This window comes from Phytoactinopolyspora mesophila (assembly GCF_010122465.1).
GTDB classification, from domain to species: Bacteria; Actinomycetota; Actinomycetes; order Jiangellales; family Jiangellaceae; genus Phytoactinopolyspora; species Phytoactinopolyspora mesophila.
Genome location: NZ_WLZY01000008.1, coordinates 108,119 through 121,968, shown reverse-complemented (window position 1 = coordinate 121,968; position 13,850 = coordinate 108,119). Strand labels below are relative to the sequence as shown.

The window sequence follows — 13,850 nt, the reverse complement described above, 5'->3', positions numbered from 1 at the left end:
GGACCTTAGACGGGGCCTCAGGTGGTGTTGGGGGTGTCTAAGGTAGGCGCCCACACCAAAGATGGGGCGCACTCCCCATGCGCCCCGGGGGTTCTTACCGCGACTCTCGATATCAACAGCAGAAGAGTCGGCGGGAGAACAGCAGATGTATATCTACAACGAGGACGCCGCACGGGCGATCTACGAAGACCGGTCCAGGAGCCTGCGCAAGGACGCGGAGGAACACCGTCTGGTCAAGCGCCGGTGGCGGATCCGGAGGCGGGGCGGGCGCTATGCAGCCGCGAAGCCTGCCCTGCCTCGGCGGGGCGTCGCTTCAGAGGGTGTCGCGGGCGCCCTGTGCTCGAGGCCGGGCATCGGAGTCTGAGCCACGCTGCTCGCGTGGGCTTATCTGTCGGCGCCGGGTGGCACGATGGGGGTGTGGTCCTGAACATGGGAAGTCCGGCATTGATCGGGCGCGAGCGTGAGCTGGAAGACCTGCGTGAGGTGTTCAAGAGTGTCCAGGCGGGTGAGCCGGCGGCGGTGCTGATCGCTGGTGAAGCAGGGATCGGCAAAACGCGCCTGGTTGAGGAGTTCGCCCTCGAAGTGGGGGCCGCCGGCGCGCGGGTACTTCGGGGCCAGTCCGTCGACATGGACGGAGAAGAGCTGGCGTTCGCGCCCATCGTGGGGATCCTGCGTGCGCTGATGCCCGAGTTCGGCCCGGAACGCCTGGTCGAACTCGCGGGGCCGGGCGGGCAGGCGCTGCGTGCGCTATTGCCGGAGCTCGGCCACAATGCGGGAGACGGCACAGCGGGAAGAGGCCGGCTCTACGAGGTCGTCACGTCGTTGCTCGAGCGGGTGGCGGCCGAGGACGCGCTCGTCGTCGTGATCGAGGACCTGCAGTGGGCCGACGGCCCCACCCGGGATCTTCTCCGGTTCATGATCCGCAGCCTGATCGCCGCTCCGGTGATGTTGCTGCTGACCTGTCGTGACGACGAGCTCGGCCGCGGGCACCCGGTCCGGGCCTTGCTGGCCGATCTGGAGCGCATCCGCCGGGTCGGCCGGGTGGATCTCGCCCGGTTGGGCCGTGACGAGGTAGCGGCCCAGCTGTCAGCGGTGCTCGACCGCGAGATCGCGCCTGACCAGGCGGAGCGGGTCTTCGAGCGCACCGAAGGAGTGCCCTTCTACGTCGAGGAGCTGGCTCACGCAGCCGATGATGCCGGGCCTGTGGCGCTGCCCGAGTCGTTACGTGAGCTGCTCATGGTCCGGATCGCGCCCTTGTCCGAGCAGACACAGCGGCTCCTGCGGGTGATGGCGCTCGGTGGGCATCGGGTCGACCACGCGGTACTCGAGCCCGTGGCGGGTTACGACGTCGCGGTGCTGGATTCGGCGCTGCGCGAAGCCGTGTCCATGGGGGTGATCGTCGTCGACGGAGACGGTTACCGGTTCCGGCACGCATTGCTGCACGAGGCCCTGCACGGCGACATGCTGCCGGGCGAGAACGCCCGTGTTCACGCCGCCTACGCGCGGACGCTGGAGAAACAGCCGCATTTGGCTTCGGACGGTCAGGCGGCTACCGCCATCGCCCATCACTGGTATTTCGCGCACGATGTCGAGCGGGCCTTCCGCTGGTGCTTGAACGCGGCGGCGGAGCTTGTCGGCAGTTATGCACATGCCACCGCGCAGGTGATGCTCGAACGTGCGCTGGAGTTGTGGGACCGGGTAGCCGATCCCGCCGAGGTCTCGGGAGGCGGGCGCGGAGACCTGCTGGCCAGAGCCGCGGAAGAGGCATACGCGGCCGGCGAACGCGAACGAGCTATCGCGTTGCTGGAGGCTGCGCTGGACCACGTGGACGAGGCAGCCGAGCCGAGGCGGGTTGGTGTCTTACTCAGTCAGCTCGGGAAGATGAAAGGCAGAAGCGGCCGCGCCGACCCCGTGGCGACGCTGGTCCGCGCGTGTGAACTCATTCCGGCGGAGCCGCCATCGGCGGAACGTGCGGAGGTCCTGGGATGGCTGGCCGGTATCTTGATGCTGGAATGGCGTCTGGATGAGGCGCTGCGGGCCGCCGACGAAGCCGAAGAGGCAGCGAACGCGGCCGGTGTGCGGCAGCTGATCGCCGCCGCCCGCATCACCCGCGGAACGGCCTGGGCCGATCAGGGACGCACGGAGGAAGCGCTGGCGGAGTTCGAGCGGGCCCGCGAACTGATCGACGACGAGCCGATGACGCTCCTGCGTTACTACATCAACTTGTCGCACGTTCTGGGCCACGCGGGCCGTTTCCGCGAGGCTGTACAGACGGCCAAGAAGGGCCAGGAGCGCGCCGAAGCCATCGGCCGCAAGCGCACCTTCGGGTCCATGCTGGTGGGCAATGCCGTCGAGCCACTGTTCGAACTCGGTGAGTGGGAGAGCGCCGAGCAGCTCGTCCACCAGGGCCTTGCCCACCACCCGCCCGGACAGCACTACATTCAGCTACTCCTGTTCAACGCGTGGCATGCGCTGTGGCGTGGCGACTACGACACCGGCGAGCGTGTCCTGGCCGAGGCAAACGACCGTGCTTCGCGGCGGGTGCTGTTTCCGCAGCTGCAGATGGACCACCTCCGGGTCACCGCTGAGCTCGCACTGGCTCGGCATCAGTTCGCCAAGGCTTGGGACATGGTGGTCACCGAGCTTCGAGATGCCAACCATGTGCCGGTTCCGGGACACGAGCTTCCGCTGTTCTTTACCGCCGCACGTGCACTGGCTGCTCTGATCCGAACCGGCGCGGTGACAGCGGAGTCGACGGCTGCGGACATGCAGTGGATACGCACGGGAACTGCGCAGATATCGGCATCCTGGCCAGGCAATGTGTGGCAGGTCCTCACCGAGGCCGAGTTGGCTGGACCCGACGTAGCCGCGTGGAGGCATGCGATCGAAGCGCTCAGCGCGGCCGAAGGCCCGGTCTACCTCGTGCCGTATGCGCAGTACCGCCTCGGATGGGCCCTGCTTGGTTCCGGAGAGCGACACGGCGCTGTCGAAGCGCTGAGCCATGCCCTCGACGGGGCTCGTCAGCTCGGGGCCGGCCACGTCGTACAGCAGATCGATGACCTGACCCGCAGTGAGCGGCTCACAATGACGCCGGAAAGTGCCGCGGGGGAAGCAGCCGGAGGGCCGGCCGGGTTGACGGCGCGTGAGCGCGAGGTCCTAGACCTGATCGCGGCCGGGCGCAGCAACCGCGAAATCGGTGAGGCGTTGTTCATCAGCGCCAAGACGGCCAGCGTGCACGTCTCGAACATCCTTGCCAAGCTGGGAGTTTCGACCCGCGGCGAGGCCGCTGCCGTCGCCTACCGGGCCGGCTGGATCGGCCGGTAGCCGCTGGCCGCGGCCCGCAGGTTACTTGCGGCGGCGCCTATGGTGGTGGTCTCCCCATGCCCGGCGTGCACGGCCGTCTCGGGGGGCAAGGTCAGAAGTCGCCTCTCGATTGACCCGATGATGGCGCCGAAGTCACTGAACGACCCTCCGGTGGCGCCTGGACCATCATGCAGAAGTGTGTCGCCGGAGAACACGGCGGTGAGCTCCGGAGCATAAAAGCAGACTGACCCGCGGGAATGCCCGGGCGTGTGAATGGTGCGGACCCTGATGCCGGCGACGACGATCTCCTGGCCGTCGATGAGATCGGCATCCGGACCGACGTCCGGGTAGACACGGTCCCATAGCGTGCGGTCGCCGGGGTGCAGGTGGATGGTGGCGCCTGTTTCGTCCCAGAGGGAGCCAACGGCACTCAAGTGGTCGTCATGGCCATGGGTGAGCAGGATCGCGGTCACGGTGCGTGAACCGACCACGCCGAGAATCGCGTTGGCGTCATGCGCCGCGTCGATCACCACACACTCGGTGTTGTCACCGATGACCCAGACATTGTTGTCAACTTCTAGTGTTCTCCCGTCGAGACTGAACGTCCCGGATGTAGTCGCGTGGTCGATGCGCACTGTCATGGGGCGCTCCTGACGCGGTTGATTCGGGAAATGTCTCTCCTCTATTCGTTCAGGATAAGGGTCAGCCGTTCGGACGATATGTCAGGACCGGGAATTCAGTGAGCGATGCCGGCCGGGGCGCCCGGTGAAGCCGCGTCGTCGTCGGTGTGGAAGGCGGCTAGGGTACGGAGGAGGAGGTCCGTAGCCAATGGGATTGATCGACCGAGTCAAGGAACTGTTCAGCCGCGACGAGGGTGTGGACACGCCGCCGGTGATTCCGCTGGATACCGATGCGCGACGAGCTCAGCTCGACGAACTCGAAGACGCGTTGCGCACACTGGCACGTGCGATGGCGGAGGTCGAGTCCCGGATGACCAACCCGGGATGGCGCGGCCGGGTCGAGGACCTCAGGTTCGCGGCCAACGAAGCAAGCCGCCTGGCCCATGAGGGGTTCGACCGCGCGGCCTTACATGACCTCGCCGCCGAGGTACGCCCGCTGTATGGGCGTGGAGACGTTCCGGCCGAATACCAGCCCTTCACGGCCGAACACGAACGCGTGCTGAGCGCCACGGCGGCATTGCGCGCCGACCTGGCGAGCGAGCGTGACCTCCCCCCCGACGAATAACTGTCCCTCCTGGTCGGGTGATCGTGAGCGGATTTTTGCTGCCGTCCACCACGACAATGCGCTGACGATCACCCTCACAGCAGCAAAAATCCGCTCACGATCACCCGACAGGGGGCCGTCGTCATAGGGTGTTCTGTTATGCGCCGATCCTTGATTGCTTTGACTGCCGTCGCCGCCATCGGCCTGGCCGGATGCGGCGGCGACGACGATGACCCCGTGACCGACGGTCCCGCCGAACAGGTCGACGAGCCGGACGACGCCGACCCGGACGAGGACGCTGATCCGGATCCTGGTGACGATCCCGATGAACCCGACGAGGGCGAGATCGTCGAGACCATCACCGTCGAGGCCGGTGACCTGTACTTCGAAGGTATCCCCGAGACTCTGCCGGCAGGGACCATCGAGATCGAGTTCGAGAACGTCGGTGAGATGCTCCACGACATCGCCATCGAAGAGCTCGACGACATCGTGGTCGTCGCCGCGGCCGGAGGCGAGTCGGATGTCGGTACGGTCACTCTCGAGCCGGGCGAGTACACCTTCTACTGTGCCGTGCCAGGTCACCGGCCGGACATGGAGGTCACGGTCACCGTCGAGTAGAGATGGTGACCTTACGGCCGGAGTTCGGGGCGGACCTCCTCGAGGAATAGGCGGGTCTGCTCCGGCCGGTCCGCGCTCGGCCAGAAGACGAACGAATCGAAGCCGAGACGGTCACGGTAGTCGCGCAGGGTCTCGACAAAGTAGTCGACCGGGCCGGTCAGTCGTCGCCCGTTCTCGGGCTCCCCATCCTTGGTGATCTGTCCGAAGATGTTGAACACGCGGCGGATCTGCGCGGGGTCGCGGCCGGCGGCCACCGCTGCGTCGTCGATCCGGCGTTGCATCCCGGGCACGTCGTCGAGGTTGAGATAGGCGTTGGTGGGCAGCCAGGCGTCGGCGTGGCGGCCGGTGACGGCCAGCATTTTCGGGCCGAACGAGCCGATCCAGATCGGCACCTGGGGGTCCGGCTTCGGGCTGACCTGCGTGCCGGAAAGGGTGAAGAATTCGCCGGTGTGGTCGACGCCGGCGCCGGGCTGCCAGAGTCGCCGGATCAGGCCGACTCCCTCTTCGAGCGCACGGACGGATTCCCCGGGCGTCCAGCTCGGCCCGCCGAACGTCGCGCTGCCGCCGGAGTCACCGGAGCCCAATCCCAGTACGAAACGTCCTCCGCTGGTGAACTGCAGTGTGGCCGCAGCCTTGGCGAGCATAGCCGGGGCCCGCAACTGGAGGCTGACCACGTTGGACGCCAACGTGACCCGCTCGGTGTGCGCTGCCAGCGTGGCGAGCATGGTCCACGTTTCGAGTTCGTTCGGAACGTACGGGTGATCGGCCAACGTCACCAGGTCGGCCCCCAGTTCGTCGGCAAGCTGAGCGGTCTCGATGGTTTCGGCGAACCGCCGCTGGGTGTGCGCGAGTGCGACGCCAAACAGGCTCTTCTGAGTCATGATCGGGGCCTTTCGTTGCTGTGTCCAGTCCGTTGTCCCCAACACTAGGACCTCAACTAAGGTTCGGATCAAGGGAAGCGGCGAGCGCCTGGTCAGGTGACTGTGCCGATCAGCCGCCGGGCCGCTTCCTGGTGTTCGCGGGAGCCGATGACATGCGCTGCCCGGTCCGTGCTGACCATCGGGTCGTCGAACAGTCCGGCCTTGCGCTTCAGTCGCATGATGCGTTCGACGGACTCATCGATGCGCTCGGCGCTGAGTTCGCCGTCCTCGACGGCACGCCGGATCGTCTTGATGGCCACCGGGAAGGAGTCGTCGGCCGGAGTGAGCAACTGGTCGACGCCGGCCTGCAGCGCTCGCAGTGGCGCCTCGGTGATGTCGTGTGCCATCCGGGCGGCGGACATCCCCAGACCGTCAGTGACGACGACGCCGTCGAAGCCCAGTTCGTGCCGGAGAAGCCCGGTCACGATCGGATACGACGTCGTGGCGATGGAGCGGGCGGGGTCGAGTTCGGGGAAGATCAGATGTCCCGTCATCACGACGTCGACCCCGGCCTCCAGGGCGGCCTTGAAAGGCGGCAGATCGAGCTGCTCCCACCGTTCACGGCTGTGGGTGATCACGGCTTGACCGGTGTGGGTGTCGACCGATGTGTCGCCGTGGCCGGGGAAATGCTTGACGGTGGGAATCACGCCGCTGTCCTGGAAGCCGTGGACCTGGCTACGCACAAGGACGGCAGCCGTGTCCGGATCGGATGCGAAGGAGCGCTCCCCGATCACGGGGTTCTCGGGGTTGACGTTGACGTCGGCTACCGGAGCGTAGTTTTGCCGGATTCCCATGGCGCGCAGTTCGCGGCCCATGATGGCCGCGACGCGACGGGCGGAATCAGCCCCCGCCGAAGCGACCGTATGTGCGGAGGGGAACCAGGTGGCAGGGGGCGACATTCGGGCCACCCTGCCGCCTTCCTGGTCGGTGGCGATCAGCAGCGGAATCTGATTGCTGGGCCGGTCGAGCGCCGCCTGCTGGATGTCGTTCGACAGTTTCGCGATCTGGACCGGATTGTGGACGTTGCCGCTGTCTCGAAAGTAGATGATGCCGCCGGGCTGGTACGTGGCTATGAGCTCGGCGGCATTGCTGACGCCGTAGGCCGCCCGGTTGCGTTCGACTGACTCCGGCTCGGCGGTGTCCGCCGTAGCTCCGTGCACGCGGAGAACGAATAGTTGGGCGATCTTCTCTTCCAGCGTCATGCTCGAGACGTTGTTCATTTGCCCTACGTTTCCATGGGTCATCCCTTTTGCACAGAGGTGGCCGCGACCTGCCGCGGCAGAGGGTGGAAGCACGCGTGGAGCCGGCCATCCGGATCTTGGTATTCAGGTACGGCCGACCCGAGTTCCGGCCACTCGCTGACACACCGTTCGGTCTGGAACGGGCAGCGGCTCGCGAACAGGCAACCGGTGTCGGCACCCAGTGCGGCGTCGGCGTCGGTATCCACGGCGGCGACCGGTTTGACCTGTTCCGGTCCGGGCTGCTCCATGCCGTACAGGACCGGAATCGCCGACAGAAGCGACTGGGTGTACGGATGAACCGGCCCGGAGATGACGGTGTCGGTGGGACCGCGTTCGATGATCTGGCCACGGTAGATCACGTACATCTCACCGTCGGCGCCGATGTAGCGCGCCGTGGCGACGTCGTGGGTGATGTACAGGAGGCTGACCCCCAGCCGTTCCCGGAGGTCGCGGAGGAGGTCGAGAATCCCGAGCCGCAACGAGACGTCGATCATGGACACCGCCTCGTCGGCCACCAGCACCTCGGGGTCCACGGTCAGAGCCCGGGCGATCACGACGCGCTGCCGCATCCCGCCGGACAGCTGATGTGGGTAGCGCGGCAGGACGTAGCTCGGATCCAGGTCCACCAGGGTCAGGAGCTCTTCGGCCCGCCGGTAGATCCAGGAGCTCGACTCGCCGATCTGTTTGGCTCGCAGTTTGAGCGGATCGTGCAGCGCCTGATGGATGGTCCGGGTCGGGTTGAGCGCTGAATAGGGGTCCTGGTGGATGAGCTGCACCTTGCGGAAGTACGGTTGCTGCGCCTTCGGGCGCAGCGACGACATCGCGACGTCATTGATGACGATGTCGCCGTCGTCGTGTGTCTCCAGGCCGGCGATGATCCGCCCGAGCGTGGTCTTTCCGCAACCGGACTCGCCGATGAACGAAATCGCCCCACCGCGGGGGATGGTGAAGTCGACGCCGCGCAGCGCTTTCACCTCGCGCTTGCCGAGGACGTCTCCGCGCTGCCGGAACGTCTTGACAATGCCCTGGCCGCTGATCACGACTGCTCCTCTTCCGTTGGCGTCTCCGGGGGATTGACGTCGTCCCCGCCCGCGGCTCGTTCCTCGCCGATGCCCGACCGAACCCTGGACGACGTCAATCCCCCCGAGACGCCTGTTGTCGCCTTCGTGCCTTTGGCGGGGGTGTCCGCAACAGCGTGGCAGGCGACGAGCCGGCCGGAACCGCTCACCAGCGGCGGCTCGACGGTCTCACAGATGTCCATGCGCAGCGGGCACCGCTCCCGGAAGACACAGCCCTCGGTGGGGATCGTCGAGAGGTTCGGTGGTCGGCCCGGCAGCGCGTGAGCCTCGGAGATGTCTCCGGTGAGCCGTGGAATCGCCTGGATGAGGCCACGGGTGTAGGGGTGCTGTGGTTCGCCGAGGACGTCGCGGACCGGGCCCTGCTCGACCAGCTGGCCGCCGTACATGACAGCGAGCCGGTCGGCTACCTCGGCGACCACGCCGATGTCGTGGGTGATGACCAAGGTGGTGAGGTTACGTTCGGCATGGATGTCGCGGACGATCTCGAGGATGTTCGCCTGAGTGATGACGTCAAGGGCAGTTGTGGGCTCGTCGAGGACCACGAGATGAGCGTTCAAGACCAGCGCGAACATGATGCCGACGCGCTGGCGCATACCACCGGAGAGCTCGTGCTGGTACGAGTCGAGGACCCGGGCACCGTCGAGCCCCATCCGGCCGAGCAGCTCCTTGGCCTCGGCGACCAATGCGCGCAGGTTGTCCACATCGTGTGAGCGGCCGAGGTCGAGGAGTTGCTTGCCGATCGTCTTGAGCGGGTTGAGCGAGTTCTGGGCGGCTTGGAAGACGTAGCCGATCTGGCCGCCGCGCACCTGCCGGAGTTTGTCCCCGCGCAGCTTGACGACGTCGCCGATCCCGTCGATCTCTATCTGGCCGGCGCTGATCCGCCCGGGGGGCTGGACGGCATTGAGCAGGGAAAGCGCGAGGGTGGATTTCCCGGATCCGGATTCACCGACGAGGCCGGTGATGGTTCCCGGCGCGAGGTCCATATCGATGTCGCGCACCGCCGGCAGTTCACCGGCGGGTGTCTTGTAGACGACGGTCAGGCCGCGGATACGCACAGCGGTGGCACCGGCCGCGCCGGGCGCGTCGTGAGTAGTTGGACGGGTGGCGAGTGGCACCGGTCATTCCTCCCGTAGCCGCGGATTGAAGATCTCGTCCATCGCGTCCACGACCAGCACGATGGCGACCGTGAGCAGGAGCAACGCGAGTAGGGGCGCCAGCATGTACGGCAACCTCGAGGCCGTGGTCATCGCACCGAAGTCGAAGACCGCCCGGTTCAGCATCACACCCCAGTTCTCCCCGATCACCGGCATGACGCCGAGGAAGAACAACCCGACCTGAGCCCAGACCGCGAGGATCATGCTCATCAGCAGGTTCATCGCGATGTAGGGCGCGATCGGCGGGAGTAGCTCGCGTACGACGATGTGCGGGGTGGACAGCCCGAGGCCACGCGCCGCCTCGATGAAGCCGCGCTCGCGCAGCGACAGGGTCTGCGAGCGTACCGCCCGGGCCAGGGCGCCCCAGCCGAGCAGGCCCAGGACAAGCCCCATCTCCCACGGGGAGGCGAACTGCCACACAGTCGAGAGCACCAGCAGGATCGGAATGCCGGGGATGGTGAGGTTGATGTCGGTGATCCGCATCAGCACCGCGTCCAGGCGGCCGCGCCGGTAACCGGCGAACAACCCGATCGAGGCGCCGAGCACGATGGTCACGATCGCCGTGATCAGCGCGGTCAGGAGCACATACCGGGAGCCGATCACCACCAGCGCCAGCACGTCGAAGCCCTGGAAGTCGGTGCCGAACGGGTGCTGGAGACTCGGTGGTGCGAAGAAGTTGTCCGGGTCGCGCGGCAGCGGTCGCCCGTACAGCACCGGCCCGAGAGTGGCCATGAAGATGAACAACCCCAGCAGCGCGACTCCGAAGAGCCGGCTGGGCTTGCGCAGCATCACCCGCCACACACCACGCCAGAAGTTGCGGCGCATCGACGGGCCCTTGGTGGTGACGTCCACCATGCCGGGGGAGGTCATACCCGCTCACCCGCTCTCCGAATACGTGGATCGATCACGCTGTAGAACATGTCGGCGATGATGTTGGCGATGATCACCGCGATGGTGATGAGCAGCAACGCGCCGGCCATGACGGTGATGTCCCGCCGGCCGATGCTGTTGATCAGCAACATCCCGAGGCCCGGGTAGTTGAAGATCCGCTCGATGAAGATGGCCCCGCTGAACACCGCGGCGACCGACAATGCGAAGACGGTGAACAGCGGCAGGATCGCGTTACGCGCGATATAGCGGAAGATGATCGACCGTTTCATGCCTCGCAGTTCTGCCGCGAGGATGAAATCGTCGCCGAGTACAGTCACCACGCTGGATTTCATCGCGAGGATGAACCCGCCGTAGGCCGAGATCGTGTACGTGGCCACGGGGAGGATGGCGTGGTATCCCAGCGAGAGGATGTAGTCCAGGTTGAACCCTGGCTCGTAGAGGATGTCCACCGCCCCTGAACGGGGCAGGACGGGCCAGAGAGTGGCGAAGATCGCCGCCAGGATCAGTCCGACCACGAAGTCCGGAATCCCGCGCAGCAGCGAGCCGGACATCGTCAGCGCGTCGCCGAGCTTGCTGGAGCGCTTGATGGCGGCGTAGACGCCGATGAACACACCCAGGCCGAAGCTGAGGATGGTCCCGAGCAGCACCGGGATGACCGTCCATTTGGCGGCATCGAGCAGCATGTCGCCGACATCCACCCGCGTGTACATCGACTGCCCGAGGTCGAACCTCGCCAGCGAGCCCATGTACTCGAGGTATTGCTCGGCGATGTTGCCGGTCGGCTGGAACCGGTGCATCATCGCGGTCTCTGCCGCGGCTTGGTCGGGAGAGTACCCCTGTTGGATGAGGTTCTCGTATGCGGCGCCGACGGGGTCGCCGGGCATGATGCTGATGATCACGAAGGTGAACGTCAGCACCACCCAGACCATGACGAGCCCGCGGACCAATTGGCCCGCGAGCCGTCGTGTCATTCCCTTCACAGTGACTGGTATCCGTCTTCGTCGAATGATCAGTTGACCGCGGTGACCCAGCCCTGCTGGATCCAGATACCGGCCAGGCTGGTCACCCCGGTGACGCGGCGGGCGTCGTCCGGCGGGTCGGTGATGAACCGGTCGGTGTTGGAGAACTGGGTGTTGACGTAGTCCCACATCTGGATCACCGGCAGGTGCTCGTTGGTGGTCTGCGCCAGGATCGTCATGATCTCGTGGGTGCGCTCCTCGTCCGCGGTGCGCAGCTCGTGCGCCAGCTCACCAGGGTTCACCTCGCCGTGGCCCTCGACATCGTAGGTCTCCGGGCCACCCTTCCAGTTGCCGCTTTCACCCGGCTCGTTGTAGCTGAGCCGCCCGGCCAGCACCTCCCAGCCGTTCGACGAGCCGTAGAGCCGCTGGTAGATGTTGTACGGGGACGGGCCGAGACCGATCAGCCAGAACCCGACCGGGTACTCGCCGTTGGTCATCTCCTCCTGGTAGACGGTGAAGTCCGGCGAGGTCCGGATCTCGGAGTCGATGCCGAATTCGTTCAGCTGGGTGGCGATGTTCTCACCGGCGGCGATCCAGTCGGAGAAGCCACCGGGCACCTGGATCGGCACCGAGAACGGGTCTCCGTCGGGGAGCACCCACCGGCCGTTCTCCTCGGACAGGCCGGCAGCTTCGAGCTCCTCGGCCGCTCGGTCGAGGTCGACGGCGTACGGGTCGAGATCACCGACGGTGTCGCCGATCCACTCACCGACCACTTCCTGGTGAATGCCGGAGGTCGTGGTGGCCGCGGTCCCGCCGTCGGGTGTGCTGACGGCGACCATCTGCTCGCGGTCGATGATGTAGGCGAGGGCGCGGCGCACGTTGATGTCGTCGAACGGCTCGTACGTCTGGTTGAACGCCAAGCCGGCCACGACCGGCGAGTACGTCCTGCTGGCCTCGTTGCCCGGGCGCGCCTCGATCTGCTGGACGACGTCCTCGGGGACCGCGACGAAATGCGACGAGTCGAGCTCGCCGGCCTGGAGGTAGTCCCAGACCTGCTCGTTGCCGTCGTAGTTGCGGGCGATGACCTGGTCAGGAGCGACGAGGTGATCGTTGTGGAAGTGTTCGTTGCGGACGAGCAGCGCCTCGCTGGGGTTGATCCGTTCCAGCACGTACGGCCCGGCCGAGATGTCTTCCTCGGGTGCGAACGAGACGACGTCCTCGCCGGCCTCACTGATCGCCTCGCGGGCGTCGTCGGCGGCGTCGTCCTCACCGCGGGCGGCTTGGAGTAGTTCGTCGAAGTCGTCCGGCAGCAAATCACCGTAGATGTGCGCCGGCACGATGATCATGTTCATGATGCCGTTGACGAACTCCCGGGTCGGATTTTCCGGGTCTTGAGTGAACTGGACCGTCTTGTCGTCGATCACCTCGATGTCAGATGCGGCGCCAGCCGCCCCCGGGTCGAGAATGAAGGCACCGGAACCCCTGGTGTAGGCGATGTTCGAGGAGACGACCACGTCGTCGGCGGTCACCGGGGTGCCGTCGGACCAGGTGGCGTCCGGGTGCAGAGTGACGGTGAGCTCGAGGTTGTCGTCGGTCACCTCCCACTCCGAGGCCAGGCCCGGGTAGAACTCGGTGGGGCTGGTCGGGTGGTTCTTGACCCACGCCAGCCGCACCGAGTTGTAGCCGGCGAACGAGTTCCCGTCGGGGTTGTAGGGGTTGGGCGGTGCCGTGGCGTGCAAGCCGGTGATGATGGTGGTGTAAGCCCCGCCGCGCTGAACCTCCGGTTCGTCGCCTTCTTCGGCGGCGCCGTTGCCGTTGTCGTCAGCGCCCGGCGCGTCGTCGCCGTCGTCGCCGCCGCATGCGGTGAGGGCAAGGGCGAACGCCGCCAGGGTGGCAGTGATTCGCGTAACCTTCATGGTGCTGCTCCCGGGATAGCTGTGTGGCCGGTAAGGGGCACGAAAAAATGGTGTAGACCAATATTCACCGGAAACTAGCGAGAAAATTATTCTCGGTCAAGGGACCATCCGGGCGCATTGTCGAAACTGTTACCAAGCAGCAATGCTGTCGCAGCAAGGTCGGCAGCGTGGCTGCGGTGCCCCGGACTCTGCGCTAGCGTCCTGCAAGACGAGGCCTTGGGCGCTCGCCCTGCAGGACGCAAGCGGGTCAGTCCTGAGCTGCCGGCAGCATCTCTGCAGTGATCCATTTCGTCCAAGATCATCCGACTGGCGCGCGATGTGCGGATTGTCGTCCGTTCGGTTGATCGCCCTGAGGCCGAACGGACAAAGTTTTGGGCTGAGCAACCCCGTTCTCGGCATCTAGCCTGGTCAAACGCGTGACGTACATCTCGTACGCGTTGCGGAAGCGACGGTTCAGGTAGATGATCGAGTCGGCGGAATCCCATTGCGCCGGGTCGCCCGGGCATCGCACCCAGGCGAGAGCCGACGGCGGGTGATACCGGATA

At 66.2% G+C, this 13,850-nt stretch carries 12 protein-coding genes; 4 read left to right on the top strand and 8 right to left on the bottom strand.

The genetic code is table 11. The features are described 5' to 3' along the window. Nucleotides 1-145 precede the first annotated feature (145 nt). Together F7O44_RS21460 and F7O44_RS31295 are read left to right on the top strand one after the other, a co-directional pair. A complete protein-coding gene (locus F7O44_RS21460) occupies nucleotides 146-364 on the top strand; it encodes a hypothetical protein (protein WP_162452339.1) in 219 nt (72 codons plus the stop codon). A gap of 65 nt (nucleotides 365-429) precedes the next feature. Continuing rightward, on the top strand, nucleotides 430-3,324 hold the full coding sequence (locus F7O44_RS31295; protein ID WP_162452338.1) for an ATP-binding protein: 2,895 nt from the start codon (nucleotides 430-432) through the stop codon (nucleotides 3,322-3,324). Here F7O44_RS31295 and F7O44_RS21450 read toward each other — a convergent pair. Further along, a complete protein-coding gene (locus tag F7O44_RS21450) occupies nucleotides 3,297-3,944 on the bottom strand; it encodes an MBL fold metallo-hydrolase (protein ID WP_162452337.1) in 648 nt (215 codons plus the stop codon). The genes F7O44_RS31295 and F7O44_RS21450 overlap by 28 nt on opposite strands. Nucleotides 3,945-4,131: 187 nt before the next feature. Between F7O44_RS21450 and F7O44_RS21445 the strand changes: the two genes are divergently transcribed. After that, entirely contained in the window at nucleotides 4,132-4,548 is a 417-nt protein-coding gene (locus F7O44_RS21445) for a hypothetical protein (protein ID WP_162452336.1), read from the top strand. A gap of 138 nt (nucleotides 4,549-4,686) precedes the next feature. Then, nucleotides 4,687-5,145, top strand: coding sequence for a cupredoxin domain-containing protein (locus tag F7O44_RS21440; protein WP_162452335.1), 459 nt, complete (start codon nucleotides 4,687-4,689; stop codon nucleotides 5,143-5,145). An 11-nt stretch (nucleotides 5,146-5,156) separates the two neighbouring features. On the opposite strand, the gene F7O44_RS21435 is transcribed toward F7O44_RS21440, so the two are convergent. From F7O44_RS21435 to F7O44_RS21405, 7 genes are all read right to left on the bottom strand, one after another. Beyond that, a complete protein-coding gene (locus tag F7O44_RS21435) occupies nucleotides 5,157-6,026 on the bottom strand; it encodes an LLM class flavin-dependent oxidoreductase (protein WP_162452334.1) in 870 nt (289 codons plus the stop codon). A 92-nt stretch (nucleotides 6,027-6,118) separates the two neighbouring features. Continuing rightward, a complete protein-coding gene (locus F7O44_RS21430; protein WP_162452333.1) occupies nucleotides 6,119-7,285 on the bottom strand; it encodes a glycoside hydrolase family 3 protein in 1,167 nt (388 codons plus the stop codon). Between the two features lie 20 nt (nucleotides 7,286-7,305). Further along, nucleotides 7,306-8,346 (bottom strand): oligopeptide/dipeptide ABC transporter ATP-binding protein, encoded by a 1,041-nt coding sequence (locus F7O44_RS21425; RefSeq protein WP_162452332.1) that lies wholly within the window; start codon nucleotides 8,344-8,346, stop codon nucleotides 7,306-7,308. Then, a complete protein-coding gene (locus F7O44_RS21420) occupies nucleotides 8,343-9,500 on the bottom strand; it encodes an ABC transporter ATP-binding protein (RefSeq protein WP_222851577.1) in 1,158 nt (385 codons plus the stop codon). The genes F7O44_RS21425 and F7O44_RS21420 overlap by 4 nt, the downstream gene beginning before the upstream one ends. 3 nt (nucleotides 9,501-9,503) lie before the next feature. Then, nucleotides 9,504-10,409 (bottom strand): ABC transporter permease, encoded by a 906-nt coding sequence (locus F7O44_RS21415; protein ID WP_162452331.1) that lies wholly within the window; start codon nucleotides 10,407-10,409, stop codon nucleotides 9,504-9,506. Further along, nucleotides 10,406-11,401: an ABC transporter permease gene (locus tag F7O44_RS21410; RefSeq protein ID WP_162452330.1), complete on the bottom strand. Its 996-nt coding sequence runs from the start codon at nucleotides 11,399-11,401 to the stop codon at nucleotides 10,406-10,408. The genes F7O44_RS21415 and F7O44_RS21410 overlap by 4 nt, the downstream gene beginning before the upstream one ends. Before the next feature lie 38 nt (nucleotides 11,402-11,439). After that, nucleotides 11,440-13,305: an ABC transporter substrate-binding protein gene (locus F7O44_RS21405; RefSeq protein WP_162452329.1), complete on the bottom strand. Its 1,866-nt coding sequence runs from the start codon at nucleotides 13,303-13,305 to the stop codon at nucleotides 11,440-11,442. Between the last annotated feature and the right edge of the window lie 545 nt (nucleotides 13,306-13,850).

What these genes read in the sequence shown, in the direction of transcription:
- F7O44_RS21460 (WP_162452339.1), top strand. Translation starts at nt 146, where the DNA reads ATGTATATCTACAACGAGGACGCCGCACGGGCGATCTACGAAGACCGG.
- F7O44_RS31295 (WP_162452338.1), top strand. Translation starts at nt 430, where the DNA reads ATGGGAAGTCCGGCATTGATCGGGCGCGAGCGTGAGCTGGAAGACCTG.
- F7O44_RS21450 (WP_162452337.1), bottom strand. Translation starts at nt 3,944, where the DNA reads ATGACAGTGCGCATCGACCACGCGACTACATCCGGGACGTTCAGTCTC.
- F7O44_RS21445 (WP_162452336.1), top strand. Translation starts at nt 4,132, where the DNA reads ATGGGATTGATCGACCGAGTCAAGGAACTGTTCAGCCGCGACGAGGGT.
- F7O44_RS21440 (WP_162452335.1), top strand. Translation starts at nt 4,687, where the DNA reads ATGCGCCGATCCTTGATTGCTTTGACTGCCGTCGCCGCCATCGGCCTG.
- F7O44_RS21435 (WP_162452334.1), bottom strand. Translation starts at nt 6,026, where the DNA reads ATGACTCAGAAGAGCCTGTTTGGCGTCGCACTCGCGCACACCCAGCGG.
- F7O44_RS21430 (WP_162452333.1), bottom strand. Translation starts at nt 7,285, where the DNA reads ATGAACAACGTCTCGAGCATGACGCTGGAAGAGAAGATCGCCCAACTA.
- F7O44_RS21415 (WP_162452331.1), bottom strand. Translation starts at nt 10,409, where the DNA reads ATGACCTCCCCCGGCATGGTGGACGTCACCACCAAGGGCCCGTCGATG.
- F7O44_RS21410 (WP_162452330.1), bottom strand. Translation starts at nt 11,401, where the DNA reads ATGACACGACGGCTCGCGGGCCAATTGGTCCGCGGGCTCGTCATGGTC.
- F7O44_RS21405 (WP_162452329.1), bottom strand. Translation starts at nt 13,305, where the DNA reads ATGAAGGTTACGCGAATCACTGCCACCCTGGCGGCGTTCGCCCTTGCC.